This window comes from Salipiger bermudensis (genome assembly GCF_020171625.1).
GTDB classification, from domain to species: domain Bacteria; phylum Pseudomonadota; class Alphaproteobacteria; order Rhodobacterales; family Rhodobacteraceae; genus Salipiger; species Salipiger bermudensis_B.
Window position 1 is genome coordinate 95,149 of the sequence record NZ_JAIUZY010000012.1, and the last position, 16,278, is coordinate 111,426.

A 16,278-nucleotide genomic window follows, 5' to 3' on the forward strand; every position below is an offset into this window, starting at 1 on the left:
CCGGGGTCAGATGGCGCCGAGCAGGGTGTCGAGCATCTCGGAGACGACCGACAGGGTCTGCGCGTTGGCATTGTAGGATTGCTGGATCGACGCAAGCTGCTGCAGCTCGTCATCGACATTGACGCCCATGAAGGACAGCCGCGAGCTCTGCACCGCGATGGCGCCCGCCGCGAGGCTCTCGGCCGAGGTCTCGGCGCTAGCGCGGGTGGTGTTCTGGCTGGCGATCAGCGTCGAGATGTAGCTCGGCAGGCTCTTGTTGTCGCCCAGCCCGAGGCTTTCGTCGAAGCTCATCGCGCCGTCGAGCGTGTCGATGAACGCCGTCACCTGCGTATTGTCGCCGGCGGCGCCGGGGCCCGCCGCGCCCACGCCGTCGCGGATGCGCCAGAGCGAGCCGCCCGCTTCCGGCACCACGGCGTCGTTCACCGAGATCCGGCTGGCCAGCCCCGGCTCGAACGGATCCGAGAGCGCCGCGCCGTTGTCGGTGAAAAGGCCCGCCTCGCCGGCGGCAAGGCTGGCATCGGCTTCGACCATGCCGTCGATCAATGCCCGCGCCACTTCGTCGAGCTGGCTCTGCATCTCGGGCAGGACGGTGCTGAAGAGCTCGATCTTGCCAGACAGGGACCCTTCCGAGATGCCGCGCTTGCCGGGGACGCCGGGCGTGATCTCGATGGCGCCCGCGCTCAGGATGCCGGTATTGGCATCGAAGCTCAACGTCTCCGCTTCGCCGCCGGAGATCAGCGCCGTGCCGCCCCCGGTGAACAGCTCGATGCGGCCCTTGCTGTCGGTGCGGGTGGTGAAATCCATGTGCTCGGACAGCGCGTCGAGCTCGGCGCCAAGCTCGTCCTGCAGCGCCAGCCGCGCCTCGGCGGACTGGCCCTGACCGGCGAGCCGTTCGCTCAGCCCGGCGATCTTCGTGAGCGTGCTGTTCACCACCGCCACGTCGGACGCGATGCCCTCCCCGGCCCCGTCGAGCGCCGCCTCGAGATTGTCGCCGGCGCGGTTCAGCGCCTGCGTCAGTTCCTGCGCATCGCCCACGGTGGCCCGCTGCAGCGCGGTGTCGGCGGGGGAGACCGCCAGAAGCCTGAGCGAATTCTGGAAATCGGTCAGGCGGGTCAGCACGGTGTCGGTGCTTTCGGTATTGCCGAGCAAGCTCGTGTAGTTTTCGAGCCCCGCCGCGATGGCATCCTGCCGCGCCGTGCGCCCAACCTCGCCCCGGTACATGGCGTCGAGCCGGCTCTCGACGGCGCGGGTGATCTCGCTCACCTGCGCGGCGCCCTGCCCGTTGGTGGTGATCTGCGCCTCGCGCCGGGCGTAGCTGGCGTTGTTGGCGTTGGCGATGTTGGTCGACACGGTTTCCGCCCAGCGGGAGCTGGTACTCATCCCGCTGCGCGCCGCGTTCAGGGCGGAGATCAGGCTCATGGGGTATTCCTATCCGGCGACCGCGCCGATCAGCGCTTGAGGTTCACGGTTTCGTTCAGCATCTCGTCCGCCGTGGTGATGATCTTGGCGTTCGAGGAATAGGCCCGCTGGCGCTGGATCAGGCTGGTGAGCTCTTCGGCGATGTCAACATTGGCCGACTCCACCCCGCCCGAGGTCATCGTGCCGGTTTCGCCGGTGCCGGGCTGGCCGAGGTAGTAGCTGCCGGAGGTGTTCGACACGTGGAAGGTCGAGTTGTTGCTGGTCTCGAGCCCGTTGGGGTTGGCGAAGGTCGCCAGCGGGATCGAGTAGAGCGTCTTGCGGGTGCCGTTGTCGAACACGCCCCAGACATCGCCGAACTCGTCGAACTCGACCCGGGTGAGCGTGCCGCTCTCGCTGCCGTTGGGCTTGACCGTCATCGGGGTGTAGTCGCCCGAGAACTGGGTCAGGCCGTCGAAGCTGCCGGGCGCGCCGAGCGACATGGTGAGGACCTGCGGATCGGTGCCGTTGTCGATCGTCAGGGTCATCTCGCCGGTGGCCGGGTCGAAGGCAAAGCCCGCCGGCGCCGCGGCACTGACGTTGACGTTTCCGTAGCCCGCCGGCGCACCGGCATTTGCGCCGGTGTCGTTGAAGGACATCGTGAAGCTGCCGTACTCGGTCGTCTTGTCCGAGACCGTCACCACCCACTCGTCGTTGTTGGTGGAGGGCTGGAACGAGAGCGTCAGCCGCTCGGATTCGCCGAGCGCGTTGAAATACTCCGCCGAGGTCACGAAAGCGTCGCCCGGGGTGTCGAGGCCGGTCTCCTGCGACGGCAGGTTGCCCGAGACCGAGACCGCGCTCGTTGCGGTGCCCTTGATCGTCTGGTTGGCGATGTTCACCGGCTCGAGATCGTTGAAGCTTGCCCGGTCCACGGCGCCGAGAGTGCCGTCATCGCCATAGCCGAAGCCCATCAGGTAGAGGCCGGCTGCATTGACCAGATTGCCGTTCTCGTCGGGTTCGAAGCTGCCGACGCGGGTGAACATGTTGCCCGAGGTGTGCGACGCGTCGATGTTCGAGTTCACCACGAAGAAACCGCTGCCGGTGATCGTGAGGTTCGAGGCGACTGCGGTGTCCATGAACCCGCCTTCGGCGGTGTTCGAGTGGGTCACCCGGGTGGCGACCCCGGTCGAGAAGCTGCCGGAGGCCGAGGTCGAGCCGGACGTGACCATCTGCGAGAAGCTGCGACGATAGCCGACGGTGTCCGCGTTCGCGATGTTGTAGGAGATCTTCTCGACAGCCTTGGAGTTCGCCATCAGGCCGCTGACCCCGGATGCCATCGCGTTGGAAATGCTCATGTCCGCCTCGCCTTTTCTGTGCCGGTGATAGCCCACCGTTCCCGAACCAAATACCAGATCCCGGTTACACCATGTTTAAAGAACTGTTTACTTGGCGAAATTCACGCGAATCTTGCGAGAATTTGAGCTTTCAAGGCGCGTTAGTTGACCTGTTCTGATCCCGGCAAGGTTTCGAGCAGGTCCGCGCCACCGTCGATCCTTGCCCGGGCGGTGTCTTCGCGCAGCGGCAGAAGCTCGGGCGCGGCCCGGGTGAGGCTGCGCTCGATATCCTTCCACGCGGGCAACTCGGTCAGCGCCGGAAAGGCGCGCGCGATCTCGGCGGTCTGCGCCATGTCCTCGCTGCGATGCGCCGCAAGCAGGTAGCGGATGCTGTCGGGCAGCGGCATGGCGTCGCCGAGCCGGTCGTGCAGGCGACCGTAGGCGGCGACCGCGGCAGGCCAGTCGCCCTCGTCGAAGCGGGCCTGCGCGCGCAGGCGCAGCACCTGTTCGGGGGCGCCTTCGCCGTCGCCTCCGAGCAGCTCGCTCACCCGGCCGGTGTGTTGCAGGTAGCGCGCCGAGACCATGTCGTAGCGCTCGCGCAGAGCGGCATCGGCAGGCGTCAGGGGCTGCGCCAGAAGCGCGCCGAGGGTGTCCCACTGCCCGCCCGCCGCCAGCGCCTCGGCTTCCTTCACCTTGAGCCGCTCGAGATGGCCCTCGCCCGGATCGCTGATGCCAAGATCCTGCCCGGCGGTGAGGTAGTCATGCGTGGTGCTGTATTCGCGCGCGGCCATCGTCGTCGCACCCGCCTTGAGGAACGTGTCGGCAAGCAACTCGGCCGCCTCCGCGAAATCGGCATTGAAGCGGAAGAACGGCGCGATGCGTTCGTGGCTGGCCATGAAGCGCCCGAGCGTGATCTCGTGCGCGGCGCCCTTGCGGTAGAGCTCGTCGATCAGCACCCGCGCTTTCTGCCGTGCCTCCTGCGCCTCGGGACTTTTGGGATGGCGCACGATGATCCGGCCGTAGGTTTCCACCGCACCCGCGGCGTCCTCGGCGATGAGCTGCAGCGACCCGAGGTCGCGCAGGGTCTGCGCCCCCTCCTCGCCGCCGCGCCACATCTCGGCTTCCTGCGCCAGCAGCGCAACCGCCTCCTCCGGCGGGAGCGCGTCGTGCGCGAGCCCCAGATCGATCAGCGCCCGGCGCGCCCGGTGGGACCAGAGGTCATGGCCGCCCTGCGCCTGCACGTAGCTGTCGAACGCCGCGAGCGGTGCGTCCCCGGCCTCTGCCACCCGACCCAGCAGGAAGTGATAGGCCGACCCGCGCTTGAGCGAGGGATAGGCTTCGAACGCCGCGGCAAGATCCCGGGCAAGCCGCCACCGTCGTGTCTCGATGGCGCATTCCAGAAGGGAGGGCAGAACCCGCTCCTGCACCGGCCTGGAGAACCGCGCCAGACGCGTCACCGCCGCGTCGAGCAGCGCACCAGCCGCCTCGCAGCGCCCCTCGCGCAGATGGTCCAGGACCAGAAACAGCGGCTGGTCGGGCCACTCTTCGTGCCGCGGCGCGAGCAGCGCGCGGGCGCGTTCGGTGAGGGGGCGCTCGAGCGGATCAATCAGACCGAGGGCCAGCTCGAAAGCACTGGCGCGCAGCGCGTGGGCCAGGGGCAGGTCTGGCCCCTGCACCGCGGCGAGCACCGACAGCCCTTCGGACGCAAGCCCGTGCGCAAAGTAGAATTCCGCCAGATCGGTGAGCGCGCGGGCCTGCGCCGGCGTGCCGTCACCGACCTCGCGCAGCTTGCCCATCAGGGCGCGGCGTTCCTCGAGAAACGGCGGCGCCTCGCGGCGATCGAGATAGAGCGGCGGTGGGTTGATCCCGTCCAAGGGATCGAACAGCGCCTGCGAAACGCCCCCGTCGAAAGCTGCAGCCGCGACGGCGGCCTCGCGCTCGGCCAGCGCCGGCGCAGCGCAAAGCAGACCCGCAAAGCCGGCCAAGAAAGAGCCTCGAAGGACGCAAGGATAGGCCACTTTCTTTGAACGCCTCGCCATGTTAATACTTGCGTTATCCTAGCAAAGCCCGCATTCTTCGCAAGAAAAGAATGAACGGGCAAACATTGGCAGGCATGGCGCATGGATAATTCGACCTACGTCGCACTCTCCAAGCTGACGGCGCTCGAGCGCCAGCTCGACGTGACGTCGAACAACATCGCCAATGCCAATTCCAGCGGCTTCAAGGCCGAGCGTGTCCTGTTCGAGACCTACCTGCAGAAGGACGATGCGGCACTCACGGGTGAGGGCACGAACTACGTGCTCGACCGCGGCTCCTATGTCGACGACACGCCCGGCGTCGTGGTGCAGACCGGCAATCCGCTCGACCTTGCCCTGACCGGTCAGGGCTGGTTCGCCTACGAGATGCCCGATGGCGGCATGGCCTATGGCCGCGACGGCCAGCTCGTGCTCGACGCACAGGGGCAGGTGACCACCGCCAGCGGCGCGCGGATCCTCGACCTTGGCGGTGCGCCGCTGAACATCCCGCCGGAATTCGCCGCCTCGGTGACGATCTCGGACGATGGCGTGATCTCCTCGCCCGAGGGCGGCGTGATGGGGCAGGTCGGCATCTTCGAGCTGCCCGACCGGCAGACGCTGAGCCGTGGCGGCAGCGGCATGTTCGTGCCGAACGCCGAGGCGCAGGGGCTGGCCCCCGACGAGACCGGGTCCAGCGTCATTCAGGGCGCGGTGGAAAGCAGCAACGTGCAGCCGGTGACCGAGGTCACGCGGCTGATCAACATCCAGCAGGCCTACCAGCACGCGCTCAACCTGGTCGCATCGGATGACGAACTGAAAAAAGAGATGCTGACCCGCATCGGTCGGAACAGCTAAGCGAGGGACTGGAAGATGAAGGCACTGGGCATCGCCGCCACCGGCATGATGGCGCAACAGACGAATGTTGACGTGATCTCGAACAACATCGCCAACGCCAACACCACCGGCTTCAAGAGTGCGCGGGCCTCGTTCACCGACCTCATCTACGAAAACCAGTCGCGCGAGGGGGCTGTGACCGCCGAAGAGGGCACCACCCGCCCCATCGGCCTCGACATCGGCCTCGGCGTGCGCTCGGTGGGCACGCTGCGTCTGAACACGCAGGGCGGCCTGACCCAGACCGAAAGCCAGCTCGACCTCGCCATCGACGGGCGCGGATATTTCACCGTCAACCTGCCCGACGGCAATCAGGCCTATACCCGAGATGGCTCGTTCCGGCTGTCGGCGGAGGGGCAGATCGTCAACCATCAGGGCTTCGAGGTCGATCCGGGCGTGGTGCTGCCGGACAACACCACCGCGGTCGAGATCAGCGAGACCGGCATCGTCAGCGCCTATGTCGAGGGCGACCCGGTCCCGGTCGAGGTCGGCCAGCTCACGCTAACCACCTTCGTCAACGATGCCGGGATGCGCCCGATGGGGAACAACCTTCTCGAGGCCACCGTGGCCTCCGGCGACGCGATTCCGGCGCTGCCCGGCGATGCCGGGGTCGGCATCCTGCGGCAGGGCTATCTCGAGGCCTCCAACGTCGACATCATCCGCCAGATCACCGACCTGATCCAGGCGCAGCGGGCCTACGAGATGAACTCCAAGGCGATCGAGACCGCGGACCAGATGATGTCCGCCGCCAACCAGATCAAGTAAGCCCATGCGCCGCCGCCTCGCCGCCCTGCTTTGCGCCCTGACGCTCACCGCCCTGCCCGCGCTGGCCGAGACCACGCAGGTTCTGATCGAAGAGCAGGTGCGCGACACCTGGGGCGACACGCTCCCCGTCGACGCCAGCATCCAGATCCGCTTCAGCGCCGGCCCGGTGGACGAGGCCGAGCTGATCTCGGCGTTCTGGATGGACAAGGACACCGGCAGCTTCCTCGCCAACGCGGTGACGCAGGACGGCATCACCCATCGGCTGCAGGGCCTCGCGCTGGCGACGCTCAGCCTGCCGGTGCCGACCCGCCGCCTGATGCCGGGCGAGATCGTTTCGGGGGCCGACATCAAGACCGTCGACCTTCCGGTCGCCCGCGTCGGCGCCTTCACCCTGACCGATGCCGAGATGCTCGAGGGGATGCAGGTGCGGCGGATGCTCGCGCAGGGCCGCCCGGTGATGCGCCAGTCGGTGATGGAGCCGCTGGTGATCGGGCGCGGCGACAAGGTGAATATTCTCTATGACGATGGCCGTCTGGTGGTAACCGCCCCGGGCCGTGCGCTCACCGATGCCCATCGCGGGCAGGACGTGCGCATCGTCAATCTGGTCAGCAACAACGCGCTGACCGCCATCGCCCGCGAGGATGGGCTTGTGGAGGTGATCCGATGACAACCCTGCGCGTCGCGCTTTTCACGGGCTCGGCCCTGACCGTTCTCGTCGGCTGCAGCAGCCCCGCCTTCGACCGCGACCCCGAGCTAAGCCCGGTCGGCGTCGACCCCGGCGAGCTGGCCGCCGCGCGCAATGTGTCCGTGCCGATGCCGCCCCCCGAGGCTGTGCGCGTGCCCTACCGCGCCGAGGGCGCCTCGCTCTGGGAGCGCGGCTCGGCGGGCTTTTTCGGCGATCAGCGCGCCACGCAGGTCGGCGACATCCTGACCATCATCATCGAGATCGACGACGAGGCGCGCCTCAGCAACGAATCCGACCGCAGCCGGACAGGCCGCAGCACCCTCGCCTTCCCCAAGTTCTTCGGCTACGGCACCCAGATCGACAAGATCCTGCCCGGCGTCGGACCCGAGGATCTGCCCGAGGGCAATTTGGTCGACATCACCTCGACCACTGGCGCCTCCGGCGACGGCTCGGTCGAGCGCAACGAGGCGATCTCGCTGCGCATGGCCGCGCTCGTCGTGCAGCAGCTGCCCAACGGCAATCTCGTGGTGCTCGGCCGTCAGGAGGTCAAGGTCAACGAGGAACTGCGCGAGCTGCGCGTCTCGGGCATCATTCGCCCGCAGGACATCAACCGCGACAACTCGATCCCCTACGACAAGATGGCCGAGGCCCGGATCGGCTATGGCGGGCGCGGCGCGATCAGCCGCCAGCAGACACGGGGCTACGGCGAGGACGTCTTGGACATCATCTTGCCGTATTAATTCCGGTTTGAGCCATGTTTGCATAAAACTGTCGCCCGAATTGGCCCGCATAACCGACCCTGACCAGCAACATGCGGGATTCGGTTATGAAGAAAGCCTATATTGCCTTTGCGGCGCTGCCCGTCCTTTTCGGGGCCGCCGGTTTTGCGGGCGGGCAATTCATCCCCTCCGCCAAGGCCGAGGTGGGGGCAGAGACCGCCCATCAGACCCCGGCGCCCGGCGCCGGTCCTGACGGCGTCGCCCAAAGTGAAGACACGGGAGGCCGCAGCGAGGCCGAGAAAGTGCTCGACCACCTCGCCAGCTCCGCACCCGACAACCTCCCCGAGGAAGAGGGCGGCACCCCCGGCCACGCCCCGAGCCAGGCCGATGCCGGCCATGGCGCAGATCCCGAGCAGAAGTCCGTCAGCCTGATCCGCAAGGATCCCTTCGGCGACAGCAGCGTCGTGCGCCTTGGCCGCGTCAGCGTGCCGGTCTATCGCCCCAGTAGCGTGACCTACGTGGTCTCGGAAGTCGGCGTCGCGATGCGCGACCGGGAGACCGCCGAGGTGTTCAACGTCGCGGAAAACGCTTCGCGCCTGCGTGACGTGATCCTCGCCTCGATGCACAAGGCCGCCGGAACCTCGGCCATGCAGGGGCCGAACATCGACACCGAGAAACTGACGAAGACACTGGTCTCCGACCTCAAGGCCGATTTCGGCGAGGGCGTGTCGGACGTGCTGTTCCTGTCGCTGGTCAAGGCCGACGTGCCGCGCAGCTAAGCCGCGCCGGCACGTTTATCCTGCCTTAGCGGATCTCTTCGATGAGGCCGGCGAGCGTGGTGTCGCCGTTGGCCATCTGAAGCGTCGCCAGCCCGTTCTCATAGGTCATGCCCGTGACCTTCGAGGCGGCATAGGTCTGGGCCGGCACGCTGTTGCCGGCAGCATCCGTGGCGGTCACGGTCATGTAATAGCTGCCCTCGGGCAGCGGCAAACCTTCGTAATCCATGCCGTCCCAAGCAACGTCGTGCAGCTCTCCCGCAGCGCCCGACAGGCCGTCATAGCTGCGCAGCAAGGTGCCGTCGGCCGAGACGATCGACAGGGCGACGTTGCTGGCCTCGCCCGCGAGCCGGTAGCTCGCCACCGCCGCGCCCTCGCCCTCGAGCGCGATCTGTTCCGACGGGGCCACCACGCTGCGCCCGATGAGGTCGAGCCCGGCAATCGCCGACATGCTCGAGAGCTGCGAGGCAATCCCCTCGAGATTGTCGTTCACCGCCACCGACTGCTCCACCTGGCTGAGCTGCGCGAGCTGCGAGATGAAGGTGGTGCTGTCCATCGGCTCCAGAGGGTTCTGGTTCTGGATCTGCGCCGTCAGCAGCGTGATGAAGCTCTCGTAATCCGCGCTGAGCTGGCTCATCGAAGACGAGGCGGTGGTGTTTGCGCCGGTTACACTTCCGGTGCCGAATGGGTCGATCGCCACGGCGCTCTCCTCTTGCTTCAAACCTGGATGTCGACGCCGCCGGCCAGCGGCAGCACGATTTGTTTCATCTCGACCTCGGGCTCGGCGCCCGCGGCCTCTGCAGTGAGGCCGAACCCACGCGCGCCCGGAGCCCCCTGCCCCTGCGACTGTCCGTGCGACGCCCCCTGCCCCGACTGGCGCGCGCCGAGATCGGAAAAGCTCAGCGACCGGTCATCGACCTGATGCCCCGCCTCGCGCAGCAGCGCGACCAGCCCGTCGCGGTCGCTGCGCAGGGCCGTCAGCACCGAGGCCTGCTCGGCCCGCACCGTCACCTTGAGCGCGCCGGACTCGTCCGGCGCGAGGTCGATCTCGAGCGTGCCCATGCCCTCGGGCTTGAGCTCCACACGGATGCGCCCGGTCTCGCTGACCTGGGCGCGGACTTGGGTCAGGATCTGGTCAGAACTCGGCGCGGCGGGCGTCTGGACCGGACGCGGCGCCTCGGTCTGCAGCACCGGCGCGGCCTCCGAGGTGCCCGCCATCGGCGCGACCACAGCGACCTGGATCTGCTGGCCGGTCTGCGGTGCCTCCGGCGTGACCGGGCCTGCGGCCTGCACGACCGGCACCACCTGCGGCTGCGCGGCGCGCTGGGTCATGCCGACAGGTGTCTCGGCGCGCTCGAACGCGGCGCCGTCCGGCGCGGGCTCGGCATCGGGCAGGCGCGTCACTGCCAGTTCCGAAAGCTGCGCCCGGCGGACGGGCTGCGCGATCTCTTCCGCCAGTCCGAGCACCCGCCCCACCAGCGCCTGCACGCCCGGCTCGGAGGCCACTTCGCGGGTCAGCGCACTGGGTGTGACGGGCGCCTCTTTCAAAGCCGCGCGCAACAGCGGCATCGCTTCGGCCAGCGTTCGCCAGCTGGCATCCGGCGCCGCAGGCTCGGGGCGCAGCCCGGCCAGCGGCACCGCCGCGCCGGTGGCCACCGCTTCGGCCCGAAGGCTGAGGGCATCCAAGCTGCCCGGCTCTGCTGGCGCAGGCTCGATCCCCGCCTCGCTCAAAGCGGTGCGCAGCTGCTCCATCCGGGCTGGGACCGCCGCCAGCGCCGTCGCGAGGTCCTCGAGCATCGGCGCAAGGATATCCTCGAGCTCGTCATCCGTCAGATCGGGATCGGCGAGCGCCTCCTCTGCCTCCGACAGGATCGCCGGAAGGTCTGCCCCCTCCTGCGCCGGCGCGATGCCCTCGTCGCTGCGCAGGAACGCCATGATCGAGGCGAAGGCCCCGTCGCCCTCGCCGGTCCGCGCCGCGCCATCCGCGCCCTTGGCGGGCTCGGGCATCGTTCCGAAGAGAGAAAGAAATTTCATCATGACAGCACAGTCCGCGAAAAGCCGCAGTCGATCAAGACCCGGCGCAGGCGCATCATTGCGCGCCGTTCGACCTGCCGCAGCCGGTCCTGCGTGATGCCGAGATCCGCGGCGATGCCCGCCAGTGTCTCCGGCTCGGCGGCAAGCCGGCGGCGGCGGATCACCGCGGCCTCCTCGGGCTCCATCCGCGCCAGCGCATCGTCGATGAGCCGCAGCAGCATCCGGCGCTGGCTTTTCAGGCTGGCATGTTCCTCCGGGTCGGGCTCGTTCGAGACCAGAAGCTGCCCCGGTTCGCGCCCGGCGTCCTCGTGATGGCTGTCGAGCGCGACGGTCCCGCGCGTCGCGAGCTGGACGATGAACACATCCTCGTCGGGCAGCTTGCCCATCTGGGCGTCGAGATAGGTCCGCGCGGGAATGTCGATCACCGCCTTGATCCGCGACAGCGCCGACGACACCGCGTTGCGCACCGACCACGCCGCGTAGGTCGCGAACCGCACGTCCTGCGCCCGGTCGAAACTGTCAGCGGCGCGCAGCAAGCCCATCACGCCCTCCGCCGCAAGATCCTCGAGATGCACCGGATTGTCGGTAAACCGTGCCGCGTGCGACCAGGCCTGCCGCGCATGAGAGCGCAGCAGCACCTCGAGCGCCGCGCGGTCGCCGCGATCCTGCCAGCCGCAGATCGCCGCCCGCTCCTGCTCGAAGCTGAGCAGCGGCTCGCGCATCGCGGAGTGATACGACATCGACATCATGGAGAAAAAGCAAAACCATCCTTATCTGCAAGAACAGGTAAGCATAAATCCCGATATGTCGGAAGGACTTAATGATTTACTGGAGGTTAAAGCGCGCTGCGAGACGGCTTTGAAGGGTCGGAGTCTGGCGCTCCGGGGCGCCCAACACCGCGCGCAGCACCGCCTCCATCCGGCTGACCCATTCCGGCAGCACCAGCGGCGTTTCGGCCACGCGCAGCAGGTCTCCGTTCACCATGCGCGGATCGGGCGCGGTGAATCCCGGATCGAGCCGGGACAGGTAGCCCTGAAGCGACGGCTGCCACAGGAAGTCGGGCCGCGAGAACACGGTCGGGTCGGGCAGGCGCCCGCCCTGCTCTGCCACCCAATGCCGCTCGAGGCTCTGGCCGAGCCCCCGCGCAAAGGCTTCGGTATCGAGTGGGCTGCCCTGCGCCAGCAGGCTGGCCGCCCGGCGCATCGCCGCATGGGCCAGCAGGTAGAGCGCATCGGTCTCGCGCTCCATCGGCAGGCCGCCCTGGTTCAGCATGAGCTGAAGCGCTTCGCCGACCGCCGCACCGAGCAGCGACGACAGGTCGGAGCCACGCTCGGGCAGGAACAGGACAAGCGTGCCATAGGGCAGATCGACCGGCAGTTCCTCGACCAGCACGTCCCCGAGGGGCAGCGCAGGGGCAAGCTCGAGTTCGTCGGACATCGCGAGCGGGCGGGGGCAGGACTCGCCGGCCAGAAGGCACACCACACGGACCGGAAGAATGCGGCTGAACATGGTCTCGAAGGCACGGTAGCCATCGTGGATGGGAAGCGCGACGCCATCCTGCCAGATCAGACTGAGCACCTCTCCGCTACGCATATTCGGCCTTTTCCCTATGTCCTGTGACAACCTGTCTTAACCCTATTTCTGGGGTCGTGACCGGGAAAGCCACCAAATGTTAAGCATCTGACAAGATATAGGAGAAGCCGAAGCGCCGAGCGCTATATAGGGATTGCGGGCGCGGCGGGTCAACGCCTTGTATTTGCCTGATAAATATCACCGAGCCAAGAGGGGGATTGCGCAAAATCCCCCTCCACACCCTCGGACTTTCCTTAACATTCAGAAAAAAACGTGTGGATATAATGGAGAAGCGCCCGCCGGCAACACTAGATGTGGTGAAATCTGCAACAGTGAGCCCGGGAATAGGGACTCAGTCTTGCGCGGGTGCGCCTGTTAGCGCTTGCGGGTACTGCACAGAGACGCTGATGCGCCGGTTTTCCGGTGCGTCGGGCGACCCCGGTGTCAGCGGGTCGGTGTCCGCCAGACCGGAGATCCGGGTGATGCGTTCGGGGCTGACTCCGTTGGCCATAAGCACCCTGCGGGTGGCGTTGGCGCGGTCGGCTGACAGCTCCCAGTTCGAGTAGGTCGCAGAGCGCGTGTAGGGCACCGAATCGGTGTGCCCCGAGATCGTCAGTTCGTTCGGCAGATCGACGACCGCATCGGCGATGATCCGGAGCAGGTCGCGGGTGCGGTCCTGGATCCGGGCGCTCCCGGTGGCGAACATCGATTCTCCGCCCTTGTCGATGATCTGGATTTCGAGGCCGTTCTCGGTCCGGTCGAATCGCAGGTTGTCGGAATAGCTTTCGAGCTCCGGGCTGCCGACCACCTCCTGCATGATCTGCTGCTCGAGGCGATCCTGCGCCGCGTCCCAGTCCTGCCGGGCGCGCTCGGCTTCGGCCTCGGCGCGGGCGTCCTCCATCGGGTCGCTGCCCTGGTTGATCGTGGCGCTTTCCTGACGGCCCTCCGGGCGGGTATCATACTCGACCTGGATGTTGGGATTGGTGTCGCGCAGCCGGCTGTCGAACACCGCCAGCGGGTTCTCCTGACCGAAGCTCGGCAGCTGCACCGGTGTGGCCGGCCCGTCGGTTCCGCTCATCACGCCGTCGGCGGCGAGCACGGTGCCGTCGAGCAGGCCGTCGCCGCGGCCACCGCTTTGCGACAGGCTCGGGGTGAAATAGTCCGCCAGCCCGCGAAGCTTTTCCTCGTCCGAGGCGGCGAGAATCCAGAGCAGAAGGAAGAACGCCATCATCGCCGTCATGAAGTCGGCATAGGCCACCTTCCACGCACCGCCGTGATGGCCGTGCCCGTCCTCTTCCTCGACGCGCTTGATGATGATGGTCTGCTCGTTGTTACCGGCCATGGGCTAGGGCTTAAACCTGTCCGATCGGATGCGTCCGATCATACTTGCCAAGCCCGGCCTCCTTGGCGTGGGCGGCCTTCTTGCGCGAATAGCTGGGCGCCACGAGCGGGAAGTCCTCGGCCAGCCCGAAGGCAGTGCGATACTCCGCCTCGGTCATGCCATGCTCTGCCCCGAGATGGCGCTTGAGCATCTTGAAGCCGCGCCCGCAGCACAGGCAGTACACCTTGTCCTCGGTCACGGCCTGCTCAAGCGGCAGGGCGGGCTGCAGCCCCGGCGTTTCCGGGGCGCGTACCACGGTTGCCGCCTGCGGTGCTTCGTCGAACTCTCCGGCCAGCCGCCGGTATAGCGCCACGATCTCGTCGGGGCTGACATCGGGGCGCGAGGCGTAGGCCGCCACAATATGGCTGATCCTGTCCTGCATCTGATCCTCTGCACTCATGCTAAGGTACCTGCCTTTATTCTTGTACTTGTTGGACCGGGAGCGCTGTCGCCCCGCTGGTCGCAAGTTCATCCGAGGGCTTGTGAAGTATAATTAGAGGCCCTCCGCGGTTTTCCAAGCTTATCCTTGGAGCTTCATGGATTTGGCGGCATTTCGCCGAGCCGCATAGGCCGCCGACACCATGGGGTAGTCGTCCGGAAGGCCCCACTTCTTGCGATACTCTTCCGGGCTCATGCCCAATGTCTCGCGCAGATGGCGCCGCAGAAGGGGACGCCGCTGCCCGGTTTCGAGGCAAAGCAATGTGCCCGGCCGGTCGTCACCAATGGCGAACTGTGGCTGACCTCCGCGGCGCGCGCGGACCAGACGTTGTAATATGTGGCGCAGGTTAATCCTCATACCCGGCTCTCTTCTTGTTGTTACTTGTTAAGCGCGATGACGTCGTGGCCTTGTCATCGGTTTAGAAATAGGAAGGTAAGGTTAATCGTTGGTGAAAAGTTTCAAAATTCTGCGCGAATCTTGCCAGCGCATGGACACAATACAATCAGAACGGTCAGATGAAGAAAAGAGCTTCCTTCTCGGTCGTGCTGGAGCGCGACACCGCCCGCCGGAATGACTGGGCGGACCTGTTGAGGGCCGCCGGGTTGCGCCGCGTTCTCCGCCGCGCCCGCCCGGCTGAAATGAGCGAACTGATCGCGCCGGATGCGCCGCTCAGCGCGATGATCGTCGGGCTGACGGCGCACGGGCCGCGCGATGATGCCATGCTGTCGCTGATTGCGAGCGTCCGCAGACAGGTTCCGGGCGCGGTGATCCTTGCGGTCGACCACGGCAATCGCCCGCGCGGCGCCGCCGAGGCCTTTGCCGCCGGGGCCGACGATGCCCTGCGCGCCGATCACGATCCCTCCGAGCTGCGCGCCCGGCTGGCCGCGCGCCTGCAAAACGCCGCGCAGGGCGGGCAGCGCGCCGCGTGGCTGGCGCAGCTCGGGCTGACGCCGCTCGAGGAACGCATCTTCTCGGTGCTGAACGCGCGCCGCAACGAGATCGTCAGCCGCCCGGCGCTGGCCGAGGCCCTGGGCGAAGAGGAGTGGCGCTACGGGGATCGGCGGATCGACGTTCATATCGCCCGCATCCGACGCAAGCTCGACGCCCATTTCGAGGGCGCGGTGACGCTCCGGACGGTGCGCGCGCAAGGTTATGTGATGGACGGCGAGCCGCGGTCCTGATCGGGGAGTGTCAGTCCGCGCTGTCATCGAAGGCGACGAGGCTTACCGCCGCCGCCGGTCGGTCCGGGCTCGCGACCGCATTGATCACCGTTCCGGCGGTCAGCCCGACACCGGTCAGCAGCACCACCGCGACGCGCAGCGGCGTGAGGAAGCGGCGGCGGCGCACCGGTGCCTTGAGGTCCGCCTCGGACACCGCGGGCTCGGGTTCGGGGATCACCGCGCCCGGCGCGACGAACACGCCCTGCGCGGTGATGGTCACCTCGGCCACCCGCGCCGCGCCCGAGAACCGGGCCCGCAGCCCGGCGGGGAAGCGCTCCTCGGGGATGTCGATCACCAGAGGCTCGCCCGGCTGCCATCCCTCGACCGCCTTGCGCGGCAAAACGAAGCGCGACAGGTCATCGCGAAAGCCCACCTCCTGCACCAGACGGGTGCAGGTCTTGATGTCGACCAGCTCGGGCGCCAGCGACAGACGCACTCCCCGGCGTCCGAGCCGCAGCTCGCCCTCGGCAAAGAAGCACTCGACCTCCGAGATCGCCTCGGCCGGGACATAGCCCTGGGGGATGACGGGCGCCTTCGGACGAGGCTGCCGCTTGGCGCGAACCTCCGACAGATGCAGCCGCGGCCGCCAGAAGAACGGCTCGGAGCTCGGCGCCGGGCTCTTCGGCGCGGCAGCGCGGGCGGCCTCTTTCTCGCGACGCTCGCGCGCCTTGCGATCCTGCTCGAAGTGGTAGTTGATCAGGTAGTCGGCGGCCATCTCGGCGAGGTCATCCTCGTCCGCGACCAGTGCCAGAAGCTTCTGCTCGTCCGAGAACATCACGCGCCGGGTCGGATAGCCCTCGATCGGTGGCACCACGGCGAACTCACCCGAACCGCGATCCAGCAACGCGCCGGCCTTGCGCAGCACGGAGCGGCCTTCGTCGTGATGATGCAGCAGCATCTCGCAGGTGCCGGCATCGTCGAGGCACAGCACCAGACCGATCTCCTCGGGCCAGTCCTCGAACACGTTGCCGAGGTCAGCCGCATCGAAAAAGTAAGCCAGCTTCTCGGCGATCATGGTCTGCTGTCCCAACTGTCCTTATATTTCCCAATCT

At 67.3% G+C, this 16,278-nt stretch carries 17 protein-coding genes; 6 read left to right on the forward strand and 11 right to left on the reverse strand.

Translation table 11 applies throughout. From position 1 onward, the window contains the following. Positions 1-6: 6 nt before the first annotated feature. From flgK to LCM15_RS18180, 3 genes are all read right to left on the reverse strand, one after another. The gene (flgK, locus tag LCM15_RS18170; RefSeq protein ID WP_224858921.1) at positions 7-1,419 is read right to left on the reverse strand and encodes a flagellar hook-associated protein FlgK; all 1,413 of its coding nucleotides are present in this window, start codon (positions 1,417-1,419) and stop codon (positions 7-9) included. 29 nt (positions 1,420-1,448) lie between these two features. Then, positions 1,449-2,750, reverse strand: coding sequence for a flagellar hook protein FlgE (locus LCM15_RS18175; RefSeq protein WP_224858923.1), 1,302 nt, complete (start codon positions 2,748-2,750; stop codon positions 1,449-1,451). Positions 2,751-2,890: 140 nt separating this feature from the next. Then, entirely contained in the window at positions 2,891-4,714 is a 1,824-nt protein-coding gene (locus LCM15_RS18180; protein ID WP_224858925.1) for a hypothetical protein, read from the reverse strand. A gap of 135 nt (positions 4,715-4,849) precedes the next feature. Between LCM15_RS18180 and LCM15_RS18185 the strand changes: the two genes are divergently transcribed. The 5 genes from LCM15_RS18185 (at position 4,850) to LCM15_RS18205 (ending at position 8,583) form a co-directional block, all read left to right on the forward strand. Further along, positions 4,850-5,599, forward strand: coding sequence for a flagellar hook basal-body protein (locus LCM15_RS18185; RefSeq protein WP_224858927.1), 750 nt, complete (start codon positions 4,850-4,852; stop codon positions 5,597-5,599). Between the two features lie 15 nt (positions 5,600-5,614). Continuing rightward, on the forward strand, positions 5,615-6,400 hold the full coding sequence (gene flgG / locus LCM15_RS18190) for a flagellar basal-body rod protein FlgG (protein WP_224858928.1): 786 nt from the start codon (positions 5,615-5,617) through the stop codon (positions 6,398-6,400). Positions 6,401-6,404: 4 nt separating this feature from the next. Continuing rightward, positions 6,405-7,067 carry a flagellar basal body P-ring formation chaperone FlgA gene (gene flgA, locus LCM15_RS18195; protein ID WP_224858930.1) on the forward strand — a complete coding sequence of 221 codons (663 nt, stop codon included), beginning with the start codon at positions 6,405-6,407 and terminating at the stop codon, positions 7,065-7,067. Next, positions 7,064-7,825: a flagellar basal body L-ring protein FlgH gene (gene flgH / locus LCM15_RS18200; RefSeq protein ID WP_224858932.1), complete on the forward strand. Its 762-nt coding sequence runs from the start codon at positions 7,064-7,066 to the stop codon at positions 7,823-7,825. Before flgA ends, flgH begins: the two co-directional genes overlap by 4 nt. A gap of 86 nt (positions 7,826-7,911) precedes the next feature. Further along, positions 7,912-8,583, forward strand: coding sequence for a hypothetical protein (locus LCM15_RS18205; RefSeq protein WP_224858934.1), 672 nt, complete (start codon positions 7,912-7,914; stop codon positions 8,581-8,583). A gap of 25 nt (positions 8,584-8,608) precedes the next feature. Here the strand turns inward: LCM15_RS18205 and LCM15_RS18210 are convergent, their stop codons facing one another. The 7 genes from LCM15_RS18210 to LCM15_RS18240 form a co-directional block, all read right to left on the reverse strand. Further along, positions 8,609-9,280 (reverse strand): flagellar hook assembly protein FlgD, encoded by a 672-nt coding sequence (locus LCM15_RS18210; RefSeq protein ID WP_224858936.1) that lies wholly within the window; start codon positions 9,278-9,280, stop codon positions 8,609-8,611. Between the two features lie 17 nt (positions 9,281-9,297). Beyond that, the gene (locus LCM15_RS18215; protein WP_224858938.1) at positions 9,298-10,614 is read right to left on the reverse strand and encodes a flagellar hook-length control protein FliK; all 1,317 of its coding nucleotides are present in this window, start codon (positions 10,612-10,614) and stop codon (positions 9,298-9,300) included. Continuing rightward, a complete protein-coding gene (locus tag LCM15_RS18220) occupies positions 10,614-11,354 on the reverse strand; it encodes a sigma-70 family RNA polymerase sigma factor (protein ID WP_224858940.1) in 741 nt (246 codons plus the stop codon). The genes LCM15_RS18215 and LCM15_RS18220 overlap by 1 nt, the downstream gene beginning before the upstream one ends. 85 nt (positions 11,355-11,439) lie before the next feature. Further along, the gene (locus LCM15_RS18225) at positions 11,440-12,207 is read right to left on the reverse strand and encodes a hypothetical protein (protein ID WP_224858942.1); all 768 of its coding nucleotides are present in this window, start codon (positions 12,205-12,207) and stop codon (positions 11,440-11,442) included. Between the two features lie 331 nt (positions 12,208-12,538). Further along, positions 12,539-13,528 (reverse strand): flagellar motor protein MotB, encoded by a 990-nt coding sequence (locus LCM15_RS18230; RefSeq protein WP_224858944.1) that lies wholly within the window; start codon positions 13,526-13,528, stop codon positions 12,539-12,541. A gap of 10 nt (positions 13,529-13,538) precedes the next feature. Next, complete coding sequence (locus LCM15_RS18235) at positions 13,539-13,967, reverse strand: MucR family transcriptional regulator (RefSeq protein ID WP_224858946.1); 429 nt, start codon at positions 13,965-13,967, stop codon at positions 13,539-13,541. A gap of 120 nt (positions 13,968-14,087) precedes the next feature. Beyond that, entirely contained in the window at positions 14,088-14,363 is a 276-nt protein-coding gene (locus tag LCM15_RS18240; RefSeq protein ID WP_224858948.1) for a MucR family transcriptional regulator, read from the reverse strand. A 158-nt stretch (positions 14,364-14,521) separates the two neighbouring features. Here LCM15_RS18240 and LCM15_RS18245 point away from each other — a divergent pair, with 158 nt between their 5' ends. After that, positions 14,522-15,187: a helix-turn-helix domain-containing protein gene (locus tag LCM15_RS18245; RefSeq protein ID WP_224858950.1), complete on the forward strand. Its 666-nt coding sequence runs from the start codon at positions 14,522-14,524 to the stop codon at positions 15,185-15,187. A 10-nt stretch (positions 15,188-15,197) separates the two neighbouring features. Here LCM15_RS18245 and LCM15_RS18250 read toward each other — a convergent pair whose 3' ends face one another. After that, positions 15,198-16,256 carry a hypothetical protein gene (locus LCM15_RS18250; RefSeq protein ID WP_224858952.1) on the reverse strand — a complete coding sequence of 353 codons (1,059 nt, stop codon included), beginning with the start codon at positions 16,254-16,256 and terminating at the stop codon, positions 15,198-15,200. Between the last annotated feature and the right edge of the window lie 22 nt (positions 16,257-16,278).

What these genes read in the sequence shown, in the direction of transcription:
- flgK (WP_224858921.1), bottom strand. Translation starts at nt 1,419, where the DNA reads ATGAGCCTGATCTCCGCCCTGAACGCGGCGCGCAGCGGGATGAGTACC.
- LCM15_RS18175 (WP_224858923.1), bottom strand. Translation starts at nt 2,750, where the DNA reads ATGAGCATTTCCAACGCGATGGCATCCGGGGTCAGCGGCCTGATGGCG.
- LCM15_RS18185 (WP_224858927.1), top strand. Translation starts at nt 4,850, where the DNA reads ATGGATAATTCGACCTACGTCGCACTCTCCAAGCTGACGGCGCTCGAG.
- flgG (WP_224858928.1), top strand. Translation starts at nt 5,615, where the DNA reads ATGAAGGCACTGGGCATCGCCGCCACCGGCATGATGGCGCAACAGACG.
- flgA (WP_224858930.1), top strand. Translation starts at nt 6,405, where the DNA reads ATGCGCCGCCGCCTCGCCGCCCTGCTTTGCGCCCTGACGCTCACCGCC.
- flgH (WP_224858932.1), top strand. Translation starts at nt 7,064, where the DNA reads ATGACAACCCTGCGCGTCGCGCTTTTCACGGGCTCGGCCCTGACCGTT.
- LCM15_RS18205 (WP_224858934.1), top strand. Translation starts at nt 7,912, where the DNA reads ATGAAGAAAGCCTATATTGCCTTTGCGGCGCTGCCCGTCCTTTTCGGG.
- LCM15_RS18215 (WP_224858938.1), bottom strand. Translation starts at nt 10,614, where the DNA reads ATGAAATTTCTTTCTCTCTTCGGAACGATGCCCGAGCCCGCCAAGGGC.
- LCM15_RS18220 (WP_224858940.1), bottom strand. Translation starts at nt 11,354, where the DNA reads ATGTCGTATCACTCCGCGATGCGCGAGCCGCTGCTCAGCTTCGAGCAG.
- LCM15_RS18225 (WP_224858942.1), bottom strand. Translation starts at nt 12,207, where the DNA reads ATGCGTAGCGGAGAGGTGCTCAGTCTGATCTGGCAGGATGGCGTCGCG.
- LCM15_RS18230 (WP_224858944.1), bottom strand. Translation starts at nt 13,528, where the DNA reads ATGGCCGGTAACAACGAGCAGACCATCATCATCAAGCGCGTCGAGGAA.
- LCM15_RS18235 (WP_224858946.1), bottom strand. Translation starts at nt 13,967, where the DNA reads ATGAGTGCAGAGGATCAGATGCAGGACAGGATCAGCCATATTGTGGCG.
- LCM15_RS18240 (WP_224858948.1), bottom strand. Translation starts at nt 14,363, where the DNA reads ATGAGGATTAACCTGCGCCACATATTACAACGTCTGGTCCGCGCGCGC.
- LCM15_RS18245 (WP_224858950.1), top strand. Translation starts at nt 14,522, where the DNA reads ATGAAGAAAAGAGCTTCCTTCTCGGTCGTGCTGGAGCGCGACACCGCC.